The sequence below is a fragment of the Fusobacterium mortiferum ATCC 9817 genome (assembly GCF_000158195.2).
Classification (GTDB): Bacteria; Fusobacteriota; Fusobacteriia; order Fusobacteriales; family Fusobacteriaceae; genus Fusobacterium_A; species Fusobacterium_A mortiferum.
In genome coordinates, this window is record NZ_GL987988.1 from 49982 (window position 1) to 70064 (window position 20083).

At 29.9% G+C, this 20083-nt stretch carries 15 protein-coding genes and 1 riboswitch; of the genes, 14 read left to right on the forward strand and 1 reads right to left on the reverse strand.

Going from position 1 to position 20083, the window contains the following annotated elements; translation table 11 throughout:
- The first annotated feature begins 9 nt into the window (after positions 1–9).
- Both FMAG_RS01260 and FMAG_RS01265 read left to right on the forward strand, forming a co-directional pair.
- Positions 10–1413, forward strand: coding sequence for a glycoside hydrolase family 1 protein (locus FMAG_RS01260; protein WP_005883312.1), 1404 nt, complete (start codon positions 10–12; stop codon positions 1411–1413).
- Between the two features lie 21 nt (positions 1414–1434).
- Complete coding sequence (locus FMAG_RS01265; protein WP_005883314.1) at positions 1435–3801, forward strand: glycoside hydrolase family 9 protein; 2367 nt, start codon at positions 1435–1437, stop codon at positions 3799–3801.
- A gap of 80 nt (positions 3802–3881) precedes the next feature.
- On the opposite strand, the gene FMAG_RS01270 is transcribed toward FMAG_RS01265, so the two are convergent.
- Entirely contained in the window at positions 3882–4835 is a 954-nt protein-coding gene (locus tag FMAG_RS01270) for an ROK family protein (RefSeq protein ID WP_005883316.1), read from the reverse strand.
- 258 nt (positions 4836–5093) lie between these two features.
- Here FMAG_RS01270 and xylA point away from each other — a divergent pair, with 258 nt between their 5' ends.
- From xylA to FMAG_RS01325, 12 genes are all read left to right on the forward strand, one after another.
- A complete protein-coding gene (gene xylA / locus FMAG_RS01275) occupies positions 5094–6404 on the forward strand; it encodes a xylose isomerase (RefSeq protein ID WP_005883317.1) in 1311 nt (436 codons plus the stop codon).
- 16 nt (positions 6405–6420) lie between these two features.
- Positions 6421–7068: an FGGY family carbohydrate kinase gene (locus tag FMAG_RS13890; RefSeq protein WP_217702328.1), complete on the forward strand. Its 648-nt coding sequence runs from the start codon at positions 6421–6423 to the stop codon at positions 7066–7068.
- A complete protein-coding gene (locus FMAG_RS13895; RefSeq protein ID WP_222609689.1) occupies positions 7041–7832 on the forward strand; it encodes an FGGY-family carbohydrate kinase in 792 nt (263 codons plus the stop codon). The genes FMAG_RS13890 and FMAG_RS13895 overlap by 28 nt, the downstream gene beginning before the upstream one ends.
- Positions 7833–7993: 161 nt before the next feature.
- Complete coding sequence (locus tag FMAG_RS01285) at positions 7994–9349, forward strand: MATE family efflux transporter (RefSeq protein ID WP_005883318.1); 1356 nt, start codon at positions 7994–7996, stop codon at positions 9347–9349.
- A gap of 153 nt (positions 9350–9502) precedes the next feature.
- On the forward strand, positions 9503–10684 hold the full coding sequence (locus tag FMAG_RS01290) for a MalY/PatB family protein (protein ID WP_005883319.1): 1182 nt from the start codon (positions 9503–9505) through the stop codon (positions 10682–10684).
- 146 nt (positions 10685–10830) lie between these two features.
- Positions 10831–11979: a lactaldehyde reductase gene (gene fucO, locus FMAG_RS01295; protein ID WP_040493653.1), complete on the forward strand. Its 1149-nt coding sequence runs from the start codon at positions 10831–10833 to the stop codon at positions 11977–11979.
- A 121-nt stretch (positions 11980–12100) separates the two neighbouring features.
- A complete protein-coding gene (locus tag FMAG_RS01300) occupies positions 12101–14167 on the forward strand; it encodes a sigma-54 interaction domain-containing protein (RefSeq protein WP_005883322.1) in 2067 nt (688 codons plus the stop codon).
- 44 nt (positions 14168–14211) lie between these two features.
- Positions 14212–14270, forward strand: a riboswitch (Fluoride riboswitch).
- 34 nt (positions 14271–14304) lie between these two features.
- Positions 14305–15507 carry a cation:proton antiporter domain-containing protein gene (locus tag FMAG_RS01305; protein ID WP_005883324.1) on the forward strand — a complete coding sequence of 401 codons (1203 nt, stop codon included), beginning with the start codon at positions 14305–14307 and terminating at the stop codon, positions 15505–15507.
- Positions 15508–15687: 180 nt separating this feature from the next.
- Entirely contained in the window at positions 15688–15948 is a 261-nt protein-coding gene (locus FMAG_RS01310; protein WP_005883326.1) for a glutaredoxin, read from the forward strand.
- A 66-nt stretch (positions 15949–16014) separates the two neighbouring features.
- On the forward strand, positions 16015–17256 hold the full coding sequence (locus FMAG_RS01315; protein ID WP_005883328.1) for a dicarboxylate/amino acid:cation symporter: 1242 nt from the start codon (positions 16015–16017) through the stop codon (positions 17254–17256).
- Positions 17257–17348: 92 nt separating this feature from the next.
- Positions 17349–18617, forward strand: a complete 1269-nt coding sequence (locus FMAG_RS01320; RefSeq protein WP_005883330.1) for an L-cysteine desulfidase family protein — start codon at positions 17349–17351, stop codon at positions 18615–18617.
- A 134-nt stretch (positions 18618–18751) separates the two neighbouring features.
- Complete coding sequence (locus tag FMAG_RS01325) at positions 18752–19675, forward strand: AEC family transporter (protein ID WP_005883332.1); 924 nt, start codon at positions 18752–18754, stop codon at positions 19673–19675.
- The last annotated feature ends 408 nt before the right edge of the window (positions 19676–20083 follow it).

Genomic DNA, 20083 nt, shown 5'->3' on the forward strand with positions numbered 1-20083 from the left:
AGTGATATTATGAGTTTTCCAAAGAATTTTTTATGGGGAAGTGCTACAGCAGCTTACCAAGTAGAAGGAGCATGGAATCAAGATGGAAAAGGACCATCTATATGGGATCTGTATTCAAAATTACCTGGAACAACATTTGAAGGAACAAATGGAGACATAGCAGCAGATCATTACAATAGATATAAAGAAGATGTAAAAACAATGGCTGAAATGGGATTAAAAACTTATAGATTCAGTATTGCTTGGACAAGAATTTTTCCAGAGGGATCAGGAAAAATAAATGAAAAAGGAATAGAGTTTTATAGCAATCTAATAGATGAACTATTAAAATACAACATTGAACCTATGATAACTCTTTACCATTGGGATTTACCTCAAGCTCTTCAAGATAAGTATGCAGGTTGGGAATCAAGAGAGATAATAGATGATTTTGTAGAGTATGCAAGAGTATGTTTTAAAAACTTTGGAGATAGAGTAAAATATTGGATTGTAATGAATGAGCCAAATGTTTTTATAGGATTAGGATATGGAATAGCTTTACATCCACCTGGATTAAAAGATAGAAAGAAAGAGTTAAATGCTGGGCACATAACGGCTTTAGCTAATGCAAAAGCAATTAAGTTATTTAGAGAGATAGTTCCAAATGGGATGATAGGATCGAGTATAGCTTATGGACCAGCTTATGCAGCTTCAGAATCTGAAGAGGATAAATTAGCTTTAGAGAAATACTATAACTATAATGTATGGTGGTGGTTTGATCCATATTTCAAAGGGGAATATCCAGCAGATATGTTAAAATATAATCAAGAAAAATATGGAGCTCCAGAGATACTAGATGGAGATATGGAACTTCTTAAGTCAGCAAAATCTGATTTTATAGGAATTAATTATTACTGTACCCAAATGATAGCTGATAATAAAGAGGGAGTAGGATACAATGGTATGAATACTACTGGAGAGAAAAATAGTCAAAAGGAGAATGGAGTACCAGGGTTATTTAAAAATGTTAGAAATACTAACTTAGAATATACTGATTGGGATTGGGCAATAGATCCAGATGGATTAAGATATGGAATGGTTCAGTTAAAAGAGAGATACAATCTTCCTATAATAATTAGTGAAAATGGATTAGGAGCTGTAGATCCAATAGATGAAGAGGGAAATATACAAGATATTCCAAGAATAGATTACCTAAGAGAGCATATAATAGCTTGTGAAAAAGCTATAGAAGAAGGAGTGGATCTACTAGGATATTGTACTTGGTCATATATAGATCTATTAAGCTGGTTAAATGGATATAAGAAACAGTATGGGTTTATCTATGTAGATAGAAAGAATAATTTAGAGAGAAAGAAAAAAGCAAGTTATTTCTGGTATAAAGATGTAATAGCTAGCAATGGAGAGAAATTATAAAATATTTGAGAAGGGATTAGAATGAAAAAAAAAGCTAAAGGTAAAATTATGTTTTTATTAGCTATTACTTTACTTGCAACAAGTTGTGGAAATGTGAATACTAAAGAGGGAACAAAGGAAGTAGAAATAGCTAAACTTTCAATAGATAAAAAATATCAACAAAATGATTTAATTCTTTTTACTAATGAAGTTTTAGGTGGATGGTCAATGGAAGGAGGACAAGAGTTAGATGAAAGAGGGTTTTTACCTGTAGATAAAAATATGACATATAACTCTTTACCTTCATTACACATAAAGACTTCAATAAATGAAAATCAATGGTTATGTTCAATAGTACCAAAAGGTTGGAATGCTATGAATTTAGAACCATATGTTGCCAATGGAACATTAGAGTTTAATATAAAAGGAGCAAAAGGGGGAGAAGTATTTGAACTCTCTTTTGGTGGAAAGAGAACAGATGGAAAAGGAGATATTGATATAGTCTCTTTTAGAACAGACACGCAGTTTGAAATAACTAAAGAATGGCAACATATTTCTATTCCATTAAAGGATGTGATGAATTTATCAGGAGAAGCAGATTTAAGATCTTTTAGACAGCTTATTTTTAAGGAAGTTGATAATGGGGTAACAGAAAAACCTGTTGAAGTATGGATAAATGATGTAAGAATAATAACTTCAGATGATGAAACTTCACAAAATCCTGTGAAAGTAAATCAAGTAGGATATCATTTAAATGCAGATAAATATGCTTTAATAAGTGGATTTGCACATAAATTCACAACTCCAGTAGGAACAATTTTTAGAGTAAAAGATACTAAAGATAAAGTGATTTATACAGGAAAATTGTCGCTGATTTGTGATGATGATTCAGTTGTATCAGGAGATAGAATACTAAAAGCTGACTTCAGTGATATTAAAGTTCCAGGAACGTATTTTTTAGAGGTTGAAGGTGTAGGAAAATCTCAGAAATTTACAATAGGAGATAACATATATAAACCTTTATTGGAAGATATAACTAAATATTATTATCTTCAAAGAGGAAATGAAATAATTGAAGAAAAATATGTTGGAAAACTATTTGCAAGAGGAGAAGGACTACCACAAGATAGAAGTGTTCCTCTAAATTCTCAAAGAGAGAGCTCAAAAAGATATGATGTTTCTGGTGGATGGTATGATGCTGGAGATTATGGAAAATACACAAATGCTGGAGCTACTGCGGTAACAGAACTTTTATGGGCATATGAAATGTTTCCAAATCAATTTAGAGATAAAAAAGATTTTATACCAGAAAGTGGAAATGGAGTTTCAGATTTATTAGATGAAATTAGATGGGAATTAGATTTCTTATTAAAAATGCAAGATAAAGATACAGGAGGAGTATATTCTCATGTATGGGCACAAAACTATGATGGTACACCAGATATAGCTTTAACAATGGATAGATATATCCAGGATAAAAATGGAACAATGACTAATGTAAAACCAACAACTCATACAGCAGATGTTGTTGCTGCTTTAGCTCATGGTTATACAGTATTTAAAAATATAGATAAAGAATATGCTGAAAAATTACTTAAAGCAGCAAAATTTGGATACCAATACTTAGAAAAAAATTCAAATTTAATAATCTCTATGCCGAATGAACCATATTATGATGGAAATGATACTGATAATAGATTATGGGCAGCAGCAGAATTATATAGAGCCACTGGAGAAAAAAAATACGACGAATATTTCTTAAATAACTATAGAAATTTTGAAGAAAGCTTTGAAGCTGAAAAAAATGGACATGGTTGGGGAAATATGGAAAAAGTTGCTTTTTATGCATACTTAAGCTCTAAAAATCCTGCTTCTGAAGTAAAAGAATGGTTTAAAGAGAAGTTTACATCATGGTCAGATGATGTATTTGAAAAAACTGTAAATAACCCATGGAAAACTGTGTTAGGAGAAAATGACTATGTATGGGGAAGTAACTCAGTTATAGGAACTACATTGATGGATCTATATGTAGGAAATAAGGTTCTAGGAAAGGATAATGATAGAACTATAGCTATGATGAGAACTAATATGAACTATTTCTTAGGAGTAAATCCATTAGCATTTAGTTATGTTTCAGGATATGGAGAAAATTGTTTAAGTCATACATATAGCAACATATATAATTATGATGGGATATTAGAGATTCCAAAGGGATATTTTGCAGGAGGACCAAACCAATTTCAAGGTGCGGAACTATCTAAATTCAATGCTAGAGATTATGTTGACTCAGGATATGAATGGACAACAAATGAGCACACAATTTATTGGAATTCAGTATTAATATTTTCTACAGCAGCTTTAAATGAAAATCTTCAAGAAGTTAGTATTATGAACTTTGAAGTGAAATAAAAAATAAAAAGAGAGCAAGTTACTAAAAGTTATAGAGTATCCTTGCTCTTTTAATTTACTAATTTTTTAGATAAAATAATTTAATCGCTATTAACCAAATTAAAAAAATCAGAAATAGGAATTAATGCTGCTCCAAGTATACTTGAACGCTCATTTAAATTAGAACATAAAATATTAAGAGGATAATTTTTAAAGAAAATATTTTTTTGAATATTTTTTAAAATATCTTGTTGATATTTTTCAATATATTTTGCTAAATTTCCACTAATTATAATATTATTGATATCAAAAGTTAAAAGTATATTACTTAAACCAATACTAAAAAAATTAATATATTTTTCTACGAACTCTTTATTTTGTTCTTTATCAAAAATAAAAGAAAGTTCTTTAGTACTAACCCTATTAAGCTCCTCTTCTGTTGCAATTTCAGAAACATATAATTCCCAACATCCTCTATTTCCACAATTACATTTTTTTCCAGAATAATCAATGGAGATATGTCCAAACTCTCCGCATAAATTATTATTTCCATGATGTAAGTGAGAATTAATATATACTCCAGCTCCTATTCCACTTCCAATAGAAATAACAACAAAATTTTCATCCTTTTGAGCTTTTCCAAGAATTTTTTCGCTATAAATACAAGCATTAGCATCATTTTCTAAATAAACATTTAAATCATATTTTTTAAATATATCATTTAAATCTATATTTTTTAAATTTAAGTTTATTCCATCTAAAATTTTTAATTTTTTTCTATCTACAATTCCTGGAAAAGAGATTCTAATTCCCAAAATTTTATCTTTAATCTCTTTATCAATTTCATTAAAAAATTCATTGAAAAGAGAGGATAAGATTTGAGAAAAAGTATTATTATTATATTCTAAATTAAGAATTGTCCTTTCTTTTTTTATTCTTCCAAGAAGATCAATTAGAATAAAGCTAATTTTTTTTAACTCGATCTGGATTCCGATTGAGTAGAACTTATCAGTATTTACAAGAAATGATACTGAAGAGCGTCCAGGTGTATGCATAATTTCATCAGATTGTAAAATTATTCCCTCTTTTAAAAAATCTTCTACTAATCTTTTAGAGGTTGGATAAGTTAAATTTAATCCTTTACTTGCTTGAGAAATTGTAAAATTTTTATTTTTATATATAAAATTTAAAAAATCTAAATCATTCCTTTTTTTTGTTCTAATTGGTACATTAATTCACCTCAATTATTTATATCATTTTTTAATGATATAACTTTTTTATATAAAAGTCAAATTTTTAAAAGGAGGGTTTATATGGAATTTTTTAAAGGAATTGATAAAGTAAAATATGAAGGTGTAAAAACAAATAATTTATTAGCATTTGCTCATTATAATCCTGAAGAAGTAATATTAGGAAAAAAGATGAAAGATCACCTTAAATTTGCAATGTCATATTGGCATACATTAACAGGAGAGGGAACAGATCCATTTGGAAATGCAACTATGGATAGAGAGTGGAATGAGTATACTCCAATGGAAAAAGCAAAAGCTAGAGTAAAAGCTGGTTTTGAATTTATGGAAAAATTAGGACTTGAATATTTCTGTTTTCATGATAAAGATATAGCTCCAGAGGCTGAAACATTAGAAGAGTACCATAGAAACTTAGATGAGATCGTTGATTTAATAGAAGAAGAGATGAAAAGAACAGGAATAAAATTACTTTGGGGAACATCAAATATGTTTAGTCATCCAAGATTCATGCATGGAGCTGCAACAAGTTGTAATGCAGATGTATTTGCTTATGCAGCAGCTCAAACTAAAAAAGCTTTAGAAATTACTAAAAGATTAAATGGAACAGGTTATGTATTTTGGGGTGGAAGAGAAGGATATGAAACACTATTAAATACAGACATAGGATTAGAGTTAGATAATCTTGCAAGATTTTTACAAATGGCAGTAGATTATGCTAAAAAAATAGGATTTGAAGGGCAGTTCTTTATAGAACCAAAACCAAAAGAACCAACAAAACATCAATATGATTTTGATACTACAACAGTACTTGAATTCTTAAGAAAATATAATTTAGATAAGTATTTTAAAATGAATATAGAAGCAAATCATGCTACATTAGCTGGACATACTTTCCAACATGAATTGTGTACAGCAAGAATTAATGGTGTATTTGGAAGTATAGATGCTAACCAAGGAGATATGTTATTAGGATGGGATACAGACCAATTTCCAACAAATGTATATGATGCAGTTTTAGCTATGTATGAAACACTTTTAGCTGGTGGATTTAAAGAAGGAGGATTAAATTTTGATGCTAAAGTAAGAAGAGGTTCTTTCGAACCAAAAGATCTATTCTATGCGTATATTTCAGGAATGGATACTTTTGCTAAAGGATTAAAAGTTGCAGCGAAATTAATTGAAGATGGAACTTTTGAGAAAATTAAAGTTGAAAGATATAGTTCATATACAACTGGTATAGGAAAACAAATTGTTAATGGAGAAGTGGGATTTGAAGAACTTTCAAAATATGCTTTAACAAATGGAGTTAAGAAAAATTCTTCTGGAAGACAAGAGATGTTAGAAAATATTTTAAATAGATATATTTATGAATAATCAATGAGGTAGGCTTATGTATATAGGAATTGATTTAGGAACATCAGCAGTAAAGTTATTATTGATGAACCCAGAAGGGAAAGTTTTAAAAACTGTTTCTAAAGAATATCCACTTTTATTTCCTAAAGAAAATTGGATAGAACAAAATCCAGATGATTGGGTAGAAAAAACTTTTGAAGCTTTTTTAGAATTTACTTCAGAAGAATTATCACTAGTGAGAGCAATTAGTTTTAGTGGACAAATGCATGGATCAGTTTTTTTAGATGATGAAGATAAAGTTATTAGACCAGCTTTATTATGGTGTGATCAAAGAACAGTAGAAGAGTGTAAGTTTTTAAATAGAAAATTTGGGTCAAAATTAATAGATTTAACAGGAAATATAGCTATAACAGGATTTACTGCTCCTAAAATTTTATGGTTAAAAAATAATGAATCAGAAAATTTTAAAAAGATTAATAAAATTATGTTACCGAAAGATTATTTAGCTTTTAAACTTAGTGGTGTTTACTCTACTGATGTTTCAGATGCTTCAGGAACACTTCTTTTAGATGTAAAAAATAGAAAATGGTGTCAAGAGATATTAGAAGAGTTGGGGATTACTGAGAAGCAACTTCCTAAATTGTTTGAATCTTATGAATGTATAGGAAAGATAAAAAAAATATAGCACAAAAATATGGATTTAATGAAGAGGTTAAAATAATAGCAGGTGGAGGAGACCAAGCTACAGGTGCTGTAGGAGTTGTAAAAGACGGAGTTTTATCAGTGGCTTTGGGAACATCTGGAGTTGTTTTTGCAAATAGCTCTTCTTACAGAGCAGAAAGTGAGGCTAGATTACATTCGTTTTGTCATGCTAATGGTGGATATCATCAAATGGGGGTTATGCTCTCTGCAGCTGGAGCATTAAAATGGTGGATAGAAGGAGTAAATAAGAGCAAAGATTATACATACTTTGTAGAGGAAGAAGCTAAGAATAGTAAATTTGATGAAAAATTACTATTTTTATCATATCTAACTGGTGAAAGAACACCTCATAATGATCCTGATGCAAGAGGAGCTTTTATTGGATTAAATATTCAACATGAAAGATCAGATATGACAAGAAGTGTTTTAGAAGGAATAACTTTTGGACTAAGAGATTCTTTAGAATTAATTAAAGGTACAGGAGTTTGTACGGATACTATAAGAGTTAGTGGTGGTGGAGCCAAAAGTAATCTTTGGAAACAAATGATAGCTGATATATTTAATTTGAAAGTAGAGACTATTAATTCTACCGAGGGACCTGCTTTTGGAGCTGCAATTTTAGCAGCTGTAGGAGATAGGTGTTTTCATTCTGTAAATGAAGCTTGTGAGAAGTTAATCCAAGTTATTGATACGAAATATCCAAATTCCGAAAATAAACATTTTTATGAAAAAATATCAAAAATTTAAACGTTTATATTATGTTTTAAAAGAAATGGAAAAATAAAATATATGAATTTTATTAAAAGAGAGAAGGTAAAACTTCTCTTTTTTCTTTTTATTTAAAGAAAGATTTAAAAATTATGTTATAATATAAAAAAATATAAAAGTGAGGAGATAAAAGTAAGAGAATGAGTAGTAATGAAATGTATATTCGTATGACGGAAACTAAGATTTCCAGATTAATTCCAAGACTAGCAATTCCTACAATTATAACGATGTTAGTAACATCTATCTATAATATGGCAGATACTTTTTTTGTAAGTCAAATAGGAACATCAGCTTCAGCAGCAGTAGGAATAAATTTTTCACTTATGGCAATGATTCAAGCTATAGGTTTTACATTAGGGATGGGAAGTGGAAATTATGTTTCTAGAAGTTTGGGAAGACAAGATAGTGATGGTGCACATAGGGCAGCAGCTACAGCTTTTTTTACAGCTATGACTTTAGGAGCAATACTTGCCATTTTAGGATTACTATTCTTAGATGAATTTGTAAATATGTTAGGAGCTACTCCAACAATAGCTCCCTATGCTAAGGATTATGCAAAATATATATTGATAGCTACTCCATATATGTGTTGTGCCTTTGTTCTTAATAATTTGCATAGGTCTCAAGGAAATGCTTTTTACTCTATGTTAGGACTTGCAACAGGTGGAATACTGAATATGATACTTGATCCAATCCTTATATTTAAATTTAATATGGGAATATCTGGGGCGGCTATTGCTACAATTTTTAGTCAATTTGTAAGTTTTAGTATTTTGCTATTTATGAGTCAAAGAAATAAAAAGAATGTTACTATAAAGTTGAGTAAATTTACTTTTAAATTATGGGTATATAAAGAGATTTTAAAAGCTGGACTTCCAACATTATCACGTCAAGGGTTGGCAAGTATGGCAGCAGTAGCACTGAATGTTTGTGCTAGTCCATTTGGAGATGCAGCAATAGCAGCAATGTCAATTACAGTGAGAATAATGATGTTTATAAATTCATCTCTTTTAGGATTTGGACAAGGATTCCAGCCTGTTTGTGGATTTAACTATGGAGCTAAAAAATATGATAGAGTATTAGAAGCTTATCATTTTTGCCTAAAGGTGGGGGTTGTATTATTAAGTATATTAGGAATAATATGCTTTATATTTGCTCCAGAGATAATTGCTCTTTTTAGAAAAGAGGATTTAGAAGTAATAGAGATAGGAACAGTTGCTCTTCGTTACCAATGTTTGACTTTACCAATTCAAGCTTCTATTGTTATGGCTAATATGCTTACTCAATCTATTGGATATGGATTTTGGGCTACTCTTGTAGCAATGGGAAGACAGGGAATATTTTTAATTCCAGCACTATTTATTTTACCAAATATTTTTGGAATAAGAGGATTACAATATTGTCAACCGTTTGCTGATATCTGTACTTTTATAGTTGGACTACTAGTTGTAAGAAAAGTTATAGGAGATTTAAAGGCAAATATGAAAAAGAATTAATAGGAGAGTAAAAAACCTAATTACCCTATTGAGAAAAATTATTAGCTTTAGAAGAGAAAAAAATGTATAATTTTAATATAAAGTTAAAATTATACTAATGGCATAGAAGTTGCTATATTTATAGTAAAAGATTAGATAGTTTTAGGAGGAGAAATGAAGTATAACTTTAATGAAAGAATAGATAGAAGTGAAAACCATTCAGCTAAATGGGCAGAAATGGGAATGAAATTTGGAAGAAATGACTTAACTCCAATGTGGGTAGCTGATATGGATATAAAAACAGCTCCAGAGATACTTGAAGCTATGAGAAATAAATTAGAACAAGAGATATTTGGATATGTATATAGACCAGATTCATATTATGAGAGTGCAGCAAATTGGCTGAAGAAAAGATTTGGTTATGAGATATCTCCAGCTACATTAATTCATAGTCCAGGTGTTGTTCCAAGTATGTCTATACTTGTAAAAATGTTGACAAAGGAAACTGACAAGATTTTAATACAATCTCCTGTATATCCACCATTTGCTTCATCAGTAAAGGATAATGGAAGAACTTTGGTAGAGAATAATCTTGTAAAAGATGAAAATGGATACTATACAGTAGACTTTGAAGATTTAGAGAAAAAACTTTCTTGTGAAGATGTAACTCTATTTATCTTATGTAATCCACACAACCCTGTTGGAAGAGTATGGAAAAAAGATGAGTTAGAAAAAATGGGAGAACTTTGTAGAAAATACAATGTAAGAATACTTGCTGATGAGATTTGGAGAGATTTAATTATGCCTGGACATAAACATATTCCTATGGCTTCATTAAGTAAAGAGATAGAAGATATAACTATAACACTATTTTCTCCAACAAAATCATTTAACTTAGCTGGACTTCAAGCTTCTTTTGCAACTTTCCCAAGAGCAGAAGAGAGAAAAGAGTTTGATGATATTTTAGGTAAAATGGATGTAAAAAGAAATAACCCATTTAGTTTAGTAGCTTTTGAAGCAGCTTATGAAAAGTGTGAAAATTGGTTAGAGCAACTTATTGAGCATATAGATGGAAATATGCAATATGTTATAGATTTTATAAATGAAAAACTACCTATGATAAAAACAGCTAAGCCAGAGGGAACTTACCTTATGTGGTTAGACTTTAATGGTGTGGGTATTCCTCAAGATAAGATACAAGATTTCCTAATCAATGAAGCTAAAGTAGCTATGAATGATGGAGCTACATTTGGAGAGAATGGAAAAGGATTTTTTAGAATGAATGTTGCTTGTCCTAGATATATGGTAGAGGAAGCAATGGAAAAAATAGAGAAGGCCATAAGAAACTTAAAGTAAATATAACAAAAAAAGAAGTAGTGGAGTTATTCCACTACTTTTTTCTATAAAAATATTGAAAGGGGACTTGAAAAAAATAAAATAAAGTATTATATTTAAATTAGAGGGAAAATTTCTTAAAAATATTAGGAGGAAAAGATATGGCAATAGCAAGATACATACTTAATGAAACAAGTTATTTTGGAATAGGGAGTAGAGAAAATCTAGCAACAGAGGTAAAAGCTAGAGGATATAAAAAAGCTCTATTAGTAAGTGATAAAATACTTGAGAGTTGTGGAGTATTAGATAAAGTAAAAAAAGTTTTAGATGATGCAAATATACCTTATGATGTATATGTAGATATAAAACAAAATCCAACAGTAAAAAACTGTAAAGAGGGATTAGTAGCATTTAATAAAGCAGGAGCAGATTTTATAGTAGCAGTGGGAGGAGGTTCTGTAATAGATACAGCTAAGGCAGTGGCTATTACAAAAAATAACCCAGAGTTTGAAGATATAAAATCATTAGAAGGAGTAGCTCCAACTCATACTAAATGTGTGCCAATAATTGCATTGCCAACTACTTGTGGAACTGCAGCAGAAGTAACAATCAACTACGTAATAACTCTAGAAGATGAAAATAGAAAAATAGTTTGTGTAGACCCTAAGGATATACCATTAGTAGCAATAGTAGATGCTGAACTTATGCTTACAATGCCAAATAGAACAATAGCAGCAACAGGAATGGACGCTTTAACTCATGCAATAGAGGGATATATTACAAAGGGAGCTCATATAATTTCAGATATGTTTGAGATAAAAGCTATTGAATTAATAGCTAAGCATTTAAGAGGAGCGGTAGCTAATAAAAATTTAGAGGATATGGAAGGAATGAGTATAGCTCAATATGTGGCAGGAATGGGATTCTCAAATGTAGGACTTGGAATAGTTCACTCTATGGCACATCCACTAGGAGCTGTATATGATATTCCTCATGGAGTAGCAAATGCACTACTTCTACCAACAGTAATGGAATTTAATATGTCTGCATGTATAGAAAAATATGGAGATATAGCAAAAGCTATGGGTGTAGATACAACTGGAATGAGTAAAGAGGAAGCAGCACAAGCAGCTGTAGATTCGGTAAGAAAACTTGCTATTGATGTAGGAATTCCTCAAACTTTAAGAGAGATAAATATTCCAGAAGAGGGACTTCCAAAATTATCAAAAGATGCATTAGCTGATGTATGTACAGGTGGAAATCCTAAAGATGTAACTTTAGAAGATATTGAAAAATTATACAATAAAGTTTATTAATTTTTTATAGATTATAATTTTGAAGAGGATGATTATTTTTAAAATAATTGTCCTCTTTTTTCTTTAAAGATTTTCTTATAAAATATGGTATAATTTAAAGAAAAAATTAAGAGGAATAAGTATGAAAAAACAGATTGCTATTATAACAAATGCTAAAGAGATAAGAAGTGCTATGAAAGAGCAAGTAGATTTAATATTTGAAGGATTAGCACAAAGTGAAATATATAGTATTGAAGATGGAAGTATAAATAATCTAACAAAGGCAGATTTATATCTTCTTTCAAGTAGTGCCTATGAATTTTTAGATGAAGAGTTTTTAAAAAATAACAATATAGTAATAGCAGATTTAACTGTATCAAAGGAGATGTTAAAATTTTTAAAAAGTTTTTCTTATGGTACAAAGGTTATATTTTTTAATGTAAGCTTTAAGATGTGTATTGAAATAATCTCAATGATGTATCACTTAGGGGTAAATAATATAGAGTTTATTCCAGCTTATCCAAAGATGGAGATATTTCCAGAGGGAGATATAGTAATGACTCCAGCAGAAACTCAGCTATTGCCAAAAGAGGTACTAGATAGAAAAATCATAGATATAGGACATAGAATATTAGATGCTAATACAATAATAGAGATAGCTTTAAAACTTGAGTTTGAACATATATTGTATTATAAAAAAATAAGAGAGTATTTAGATACAGTAGCTACTAATGATTATAGCTTAAGTAAAATAGTAGAAAAGGCAACACAAGCAGAGAGTCAGTTTTCACTTTTGATGAAGACAACTAATATTGCTATTTTAGGAGTGGATAAAGATAACTTCTTATGTTCTTGTAATGAAGGAGCAGAGAAAATATTAAATAAAAGAAGTGGAGCTGTATTAGGAAACAATGCAGAGGAGTTACTACCTAACATTCCATTTAGAGAGGTAAAAGAGAAGAAAGAAGAAATTAAAAATAGGTTAGTAAAAATAGGAGAAGAGTATATAAATCTTTCAGTTATACCTATAATAAAAGCAGAACATTATATGGGAGCTTTTGCAATATTCCAAGAATTTAAAGAGGAAGAGAAAAAGCAAAATGAGTTGAGAAGACAACTTTTAAATAAGGGACATAAAGCAAAATATACTTTTGATGATATTATAGGAGAAAATCACTCTATGCTAAAACTAAAGGCTTTAGCTCAAAAAATGGCAAGAATAGATTCAGATATTCTGATAACAGGAGAGAGTGGAACAGGAAAAGAGTTATTTGCTCATGCTATTCACAATTATTCTCATAGAAAAGATTATCCATTTATAGTAGTAAACTGTGCAGCTATTCCAGAAACCCTACTTGAGAGTGAACTGTTTGGATATGAAGAGGGAGCTTTTACAGGGGCTAAAAAGGGAGGAAAGATTGGACTTTTTGAATTTGCTCATATGGGAACTCTCTTTTTAGATGAGTTAGAGGGAATGAGTCCAGCTTTACAAGTAAAACTTCTTCGTGTAATTCAAGAGAAAGAGTTGATGAGAATAGGTGGAGATAAGGTAATAAATGTAGATGTAAGAATAATAGCTACTACTAATGAGGAATTAAGAGATTTAGTAAAAGAGGGAAAATTTAGAAAAGATTTATACTATAGAATGAGTGCATTTCCTCTTATTGTTCCACCTCTTAGAGAGAGAAAAGATGACTTATACCTTTTAACTGAAAAATTTATGAGAAGTAGTGGAGCTGACTTTAGATTTTCTTCTAAAGCTAAAAAAGCCTTTGAGATGTATAATTGGGAAGGAAATATAAGGGAGTTAAAAAATTATATAGAGTTTTTAGGATTTACGGAGGAAAAAATAATAGAATTTGAAGATATGCCTCTTGCTATAAGAGAGTACTATGAAGAGGAAAAAAATAGAGATAGAATGGAGAGGGAGCAAGGAAGAGAGGAGTATTGTAAAGAGATATTTGGAAAAAGATATGAAGAGTATATATTTTTACTGAGAAAAATAGATGAGTGTTGCAATAGAGGAGAGAGTAGTGGAAGACAAAAATTACTAGAGGTGTGTAAGCAGCAAGAAATTTTTCTCACAGAACAAGAGATTAGAGGGATGCTAAAAAAATTAGAAGATTTAGGATTTATAGAGGTATATAAAGGGCGTCGTGGGAATAAGATATCAAATAAAGGAAGAGAGTTTTTAGAAAAATTAGATTAAACTATTTATTTTTTTAAAAAATTATGATATAATAAGGCGTAAATTAAATAATAGGCGATGGAGTTCGCCTTTAAGTGCGAAAGCTAATGACTCCTACTCTTTAAGGGTAGGAGTCTTTTTATTTTCAGGAGGTAATTATGCAGTATATTTTAACACTACTATTTTTAATTTTTTTAGCTTTTTATTCAAACTTTGTAGGAAAGATATTTGAGAAGATAAAACTTCCATCTCTTATAGGAATGATGGTAGCTGGGTTATTAATAGGACCATATGGAGTTAACAAGGTTCCTAGTTTAGCTTTAAATATAGCTCCAACTTTAAAAGATATTGCTCTAGTAACAGTTCTTTTTATAGGAGGATTAGGAATAGGAGCTGACCAGATGAAAAAAATAGGTAGACCAGCAATATGTTTAAGTATTATTCCAGCATCTTTAGAGGGATTTGCTATAGCCTATCTATCTACAATATTTTTAGATTTTACCTTTGTACAAGGAGCTATCTTAGGATTTATAATAGCAGCAGTTAGTCCAGCAGTATTAGTTCCTGCAATGGTAAATTTAATAGAAAATAGAGTGGGACAAAAAAAATCAATTCCACAACTTTTGTTAGTAGGTGCATCAGCAGATGACTCAATAGCAATTACTCTATTTACCTCTTTTTTAGCAATATATTTTCAAAGAATAGATGGAGGAAATTCTGATATAAAGACGCAGTTAATAATGGTTCCTATCTCTATTATAGCTAGTGTATTTATAGGTTGGGGAATGGGATATATAGGAAATAGAAGTTTCCTAAAAATAAAGAATATCAACTATAGATTGATAACTACCTTTGCTATATGTTTGGTATTGAGATTTATAGAAAATAGATTCCATTTTGCTCTATACAATTCACTTTTAACTATAATGTCTTTTGGTTTCTTTATTCGTTACTATCAAGGAGAGAGATATAGAGAGATACATCAAGGAATGAACAGTATCTGGAAGTATGGAAAAATTTATCTTTTTACTTTTGTAGGAATGGCAATAAATCCAAGATTAGTAGGGGGATATTTCTTTATAGGAGTAACAATTTTAGCTTACTCACTTTCTATTAGGTCAATTGGAGTATTAATATCTCTAGTAGGAACAAATTTAAATTATAGGGAAAGATTATTTTGTGTGGTAGCTTATCTGCCAAAGGCAACAGTTCAATCTGCTAAAGCTGGAATACCATTGCAAATGGGAGTTGTAGGTGGAGAGATAATGCAGGCAATAGCTATATTAAGTGTATTAGTAACTGCACCATTGGGAGCTATTGGAATAGAATCAACTTATAGAAAATTATTAAAAGAGGAGTAAATAGGTAAAATAGGTAAACTATTTTACCTATTTTATTTTTATAAATGTTTGGAAAAAGTTGAATATATTATAATATGAGAACAAAAATTATAAAGAAAAAAATATATTTTTCGGCATAAAAATTGCTTATATACTTAGCAAGTAAGTAAATTAAATTTAGAAGGAAAAAGGGAGGAAAAGATGAAAGTAACAGTTGTAGGAAGTCATCTATGTGAGGATACTAGAAATGCATTAGCAATATTAAAGGAAAAAAATATAGAGGTAGAGTTTTTTAACTTATCTGAAGATTTATCAGCATTAAAAAAATATCTTCAATATAGAGAAACTGAAGCTATGTATGAAGAAGTTAGAAAAAATGGTGGAATAGGAATACCTCTTTTAGTATTAGAAGATGGAACAAAAACATTTGATGTAAATGAGATTTTAAATAGATTAGGATAAGAGAAGAGGCTACTCAGTTTAAAACTATAATTTACACTGGGTAGCTATATTTTCGAGGAGGAGATTATGTCAGAGAAAAAACAAAGTATATGGGAAGCTTATAAGTTTTCTATTTTATTAATAGGAGCAATCTTAATAGGAAGTCTAATAGGAATACATTTTGGAGAAGCTGCTGTAAAATTAAAACCACTTGGAGATTTATTTATAAATGGTATGTTTATGATAGTTGTGCCATTAGTATTTATAACTATCAGCAGCTCGATAGCTGGAATGAATGATATGAATAGATTAGGAAAAATTATGAAAAATCTATTTTTAATTTTCGTTGGAACAGGAGTAGTGGCATTTTTCTATGTGTTTGTAGTTGTAAAAATATTTCCACCTGCAGCAGGAGTAGCTTTAGAGATGCCAGCTGCCGAAGCATTGAAACCTTTCCAAACTGGAGACCAAATAGTTAAAGCTATTACAGTTACAGACTTTCCAGAGTTAATATCTAGAAAAAATATGTTACCACTTATTATCTTCTCAATAGTATTTGGTATCTGTGTAAATATGATAGGAGAAAAGGGAAGAGCAATAGCTCAAGGACTAGAAGCGTTATCAGAAGTTTTCTTAAAAATGATAGGATTGTTAATGTATTATGCACCAATAGGATTAGGAGCATACTTTGCAGCTTTAGTAGGAGAACATGGAAAAGAGTTATTGGGTTCATATGCTAGAGCGATAGCAGTATATTATCCATTATGTTTAGTATATATGTTCACAGCTTTCCCAGTATATGGATATATAGCAGCAGGAAAAGAGGGGATAAGAGCATTAAAACATGTTATCTCGCCAGCTATTACAGCAGTAGCCACTCAAAGTAGTATAGCTACACTACCAGTAAATTTAGAAGCTTGTAAAAAAATAGGAGTACCTAAGGATATTAGAGAGATAGTTCTACCGATAGGAGCAACAGCTCATATGGATGGAACAGTTTTAAGTACAATATTAAAAATCTCTTTCCTATTTGGAATTTTCCAAATACCATTTGAAGGAATAGGAACATATCTAAGTGCATTAGCTCTATCAGTAGTAGGTGGAGTAGTTATGTCTGGAGTACCTGGTGGAGGACTTATAGGAGAGATGTTAATAGTAACTATGTATGGGTTCCCAGCAGAAGCTTTCCCAATTATAGCTACAATAGGATATCTTGTTGACCCATTTGCAACAATGATAAATGCTAGTGGAGATACTATGGCATCAATGTTAGTAACAAGAGCAGTAGAAGGAAAGGATTGGATAAAAAGAAATTTAGGAAATGACTAAAATATTTAGAGATAAATCAAAAATATAGTGTATAATAGTATGGATAGCTTGAAAGATATTTTTGAGCTATCCATTTCTATTAGGAGGGGATTATGCATATTTTAACAGAGATAATAAAAGAGGATATGAAACCAGCATTAGGTGTTACAGAACCTGGAGCTATTGCTTTTGCTGTGGCAAAGGCTAAGAGCTATATAACAGAAGAGATAGAAAAAGTAAAAGTAAGACTAAATTCAGGAATATATAAAAATGCCTTTACTTGTGGGATACCTAATTCTGATGAGGTAGGAAATCTATTTGCAGCAGCTTTAGGAGTAGTAGCTGGGAAAGCAGATAGAGGGTTAGAATCTTTAGAAGATGTTACTAAAGAGGATAATAAAAAAGCTCAAAAATTAATAGATGAAGGAAAGATAAAGGTAGAGTTAAATAGAATTAGCTCAGATATCTTTATAGAGGTGGAAATAATTACTCAAAAAGAAAACTCTATTGTAAGAATAGAAGGAACACATACTAATATTGTTGAGATAATTGTAAATGGAGAAACTATATTTTCAAAGGAATTAGAAAAAAAAGAGGAAAATAAAGAGGAAATAGTTTTACATAGATATAGTGTAAAAGATATTTTAAAGTATATAGATAATGTGGATATATCTGAGATAGAGTTTGTAATGAAAGCTCATGATATGAATATGATATTATTCCAAGAGGGATTAAATAATAAAAAAACTACATTTGTAAAACAACTATGGAAGATGAATGGAGAGAAGATTTTTTCTGATAATTCACTAAATACAGCTCAACTTCTTTGTAATGGAGCTATTGAAGCTAGAGTATTAGGACTAAATAAACCTGCTATGAGCATTACAGGTTCTGGAGCTCATGGAATAATAACAACACTACCACTATTAGCAGAATGTAGAGCCAATAAAATAAGTGATGAAAAGTTAATTAGAGCTACTATGTTAAGTTATCTTATTTGTACATATATAAAAGAGTATTCTGGAAGATTATCAGCGTTTTGTGGTTGTGGAATAGCTGGTGGGACAGGAGTAGCTTGTGGTATAGGATATTTAAGAGGAGCAGGAGCAGAAGAGATTACAAATATTATCAATAATATGTCTGCTGGAATAACAGGTATGATTTGTGACGGAGGAAATCAAGGGTGTACTATGAAGGGGATAGTAGCAGTAGATGCAGCTTTTAGAGCTGTGGAGATGGCTATGAATAATACATATATTTTTAATGTACATGGAATAAATGGAAATACTCCAGAAAAAACTATGATGAATATGGGAAGAATAGCTTCTCCAGGTATGATAGAAACAGAAAAGGTAATAGTTGATATATTTAGAGAGAAATAAATTTCATATATAAAACTTTAAAATTTAAAACAAATATTGATTTTTTAAGCATTTTATTTTATTATATAAGTATACAAAAAAGGTATGGTAATTTTACCATACCTTTTATATATTTTATCAAATGGAGGGAATTAGTGGATATCAGTAGAATTTTAAACCTACAATGTATTTTATTTATATTAATAGCAATAGGGACTATTGCCAGCAAAAAAGGAATAATAAAACCAGAAAATAAAGGGGTTTTAACTGATTTATTAATTTATATATTTTTACCAGCAAATATTATAAGTTCTTTTAATATGAAATTTACATTAGAAGTTTTTATTAAATTTATATTAGTTCTATTATTTGCATGTTTAACTCAAGGAATTTGTATGCTTTTTAGTAGAGTAATGTATAATAACGTTGAAGAAAGAAAGAGAAAAGTATTACAGTATGCAACTATCTGTTCTAATGCAGCTTTTTTAGGATTACCAATAGTAGAGAGTATATATGGAGCCGAGGGAGTAATGTATGCATCAATAGCTATGGTTCCACAAAGAATAGTGATGTGGTCGTCTGGAATATCTTGTTTTACTAAAGCTGAAAGTCTAATGAAAGTATTTAAAAGAGTTGCACTTCATCCATGTATAATAGCTGTATATATAGGAATTTTATATATGTTATCTCCAATAAAATTCCCAGCTCCAATAGAATATACTATAAAAAGTGTAGGAAATTGTACTTTAAGCATTTCTATGATATTAATAGGAACTATGTTAGGGGAGATAGATGATGTAAAATCAATTTTCTCATGGTTATTAGTAAAATATACAATTATTAGATTATTCTTAATTCCACTTGGAGCTGTAACAATTTGTTATCTCTTTGGTTTAGATTATATGGGAACAGGGGTAGTTGTTTTATTGAGTGGTATGCCAGCGGGAAGTACTACTGCAATACTTGCGGCTAAGTTTGATGGGGATTATATTTTTGCTAGTAAGGTAGTAGTATTTAGTACAGTGATGTCAGTTATATCTATATCTCTATGGAGTTTGATTTTACCATATCTTTATTAAAAATAAAAAGAGGCTAGTTGTAATGTACTGCACCCAAAATCTTAGACATCTAAGATGGAGGGTGTAGTTTTTTTATATATAAGGAAATTATAATTTGACTTTTTAAGAGAAAAATAAGGAATTAGTTAATATTTCTATTAGAAGTTTAATAAAATAAGAAAAAATAAATATTTTTGTAATACAAAAAAGCTGATTTTAATCAGCGCTACCAACAATATTCTTTCCAACAAATGGAGCCTTTTGATATATTAAAATATGAAATTCTTCTTACTTTCATTTTAATTTTACAATTAAAACAATAGAAAGGATTTATTCCAAATGTTTTCCAGATTTCTAGTTGATAAAATGTAGTTTTAGTATATTGTAATTTATATTTTTTTATTTTAGAGATAATAAATTTAAGTTCTT

Coding starts and splice junctions, on each gene's coding strand:
- FMAG_RS13895 (WP_222609689.1), top strand. CDS start 7,041: ATGTATAGGAAAGATAAAAAAAATATAGCACAAAAATATGGATTTAAT.
- FMAG_RS01315 (WP_005883328.1), top strand. CDS start 16,015: ATGTCAGAGAAAAAACAAAGTATATGGGAAGCTTATAAGTTTTCTATT.
- FMAG_RS01305 (WP_005883324.1), top strand. CDS start 14,305: ATGCAGTATATTTTAACACTACTATTTTTAATTTTTTTAGCTTTTTAT.
- FMAG_RS01285 (WP_005883318.1), top strand. CDS start 7,994: ATGAGTAGTAATGAAATGTATATTCGTATGACGGAAACTAAGATTTCC.
- FMAG_RS01310 (WP_005883326.1), top strand. CDS start 15,688: ATGAAAGTAACAGTTGTAGGAAGTCATCTATGTGAGGATACTAGAAAT.
- FMAG_RS01265 (WP_005883314.1), top strand. CDS start 1,435: ATGAAAAAAAAAGCTAAAGGTAAAATTATGTTTTTATTAGCTATTACT.
- FMAG_RS01320 (WP_005883330.1), top strand. CDS start 17,349: ATGCATATTTTAACAGAGATAATAAAAGAGGATATGAAACCAGCATTA.
- FMAG_RS01290 (WP_005883319.1), top strand. CDS start 9,503: ATGAAGTATAACTTTAATGAAAGAATAGATAGAAGTGAAAACCATTCA.
- xylA (WP_005883317.1), top strand. CDS start 5,094: ATGGAATTTTTTAAAGGAATTGATAAAGTAAAATATGAAGGTGTAAAA.
- FMAG_RS01260 (WP_005883312.1), top strand. CDS start 10: ATGAGTTTTCCAAAGAATTTTTTATGGGGAAGTGCTACAGCAGCTTAC.
- FMAG_RS13890 (WP_217702328.1), top strand. CDS start 6,421: ATGTATATAGGAATTGATTTAGGAACATCAGCAGTAAAGTTATTATTG.
- FMAG_RS01270 (WP_005883316.1), bottom strand. CDS start 4,835: ATGCATACACCTGGACGCTCTTCAGTATCATTTCTTGTAAATACTGAT.
- FMAG_RS01300 (WP_005883322.1), top strand. CDS start 12,101: ATGAAAAAACAGATTGCTATTATAACAAATGCTAAAGAGATAAGAAGT.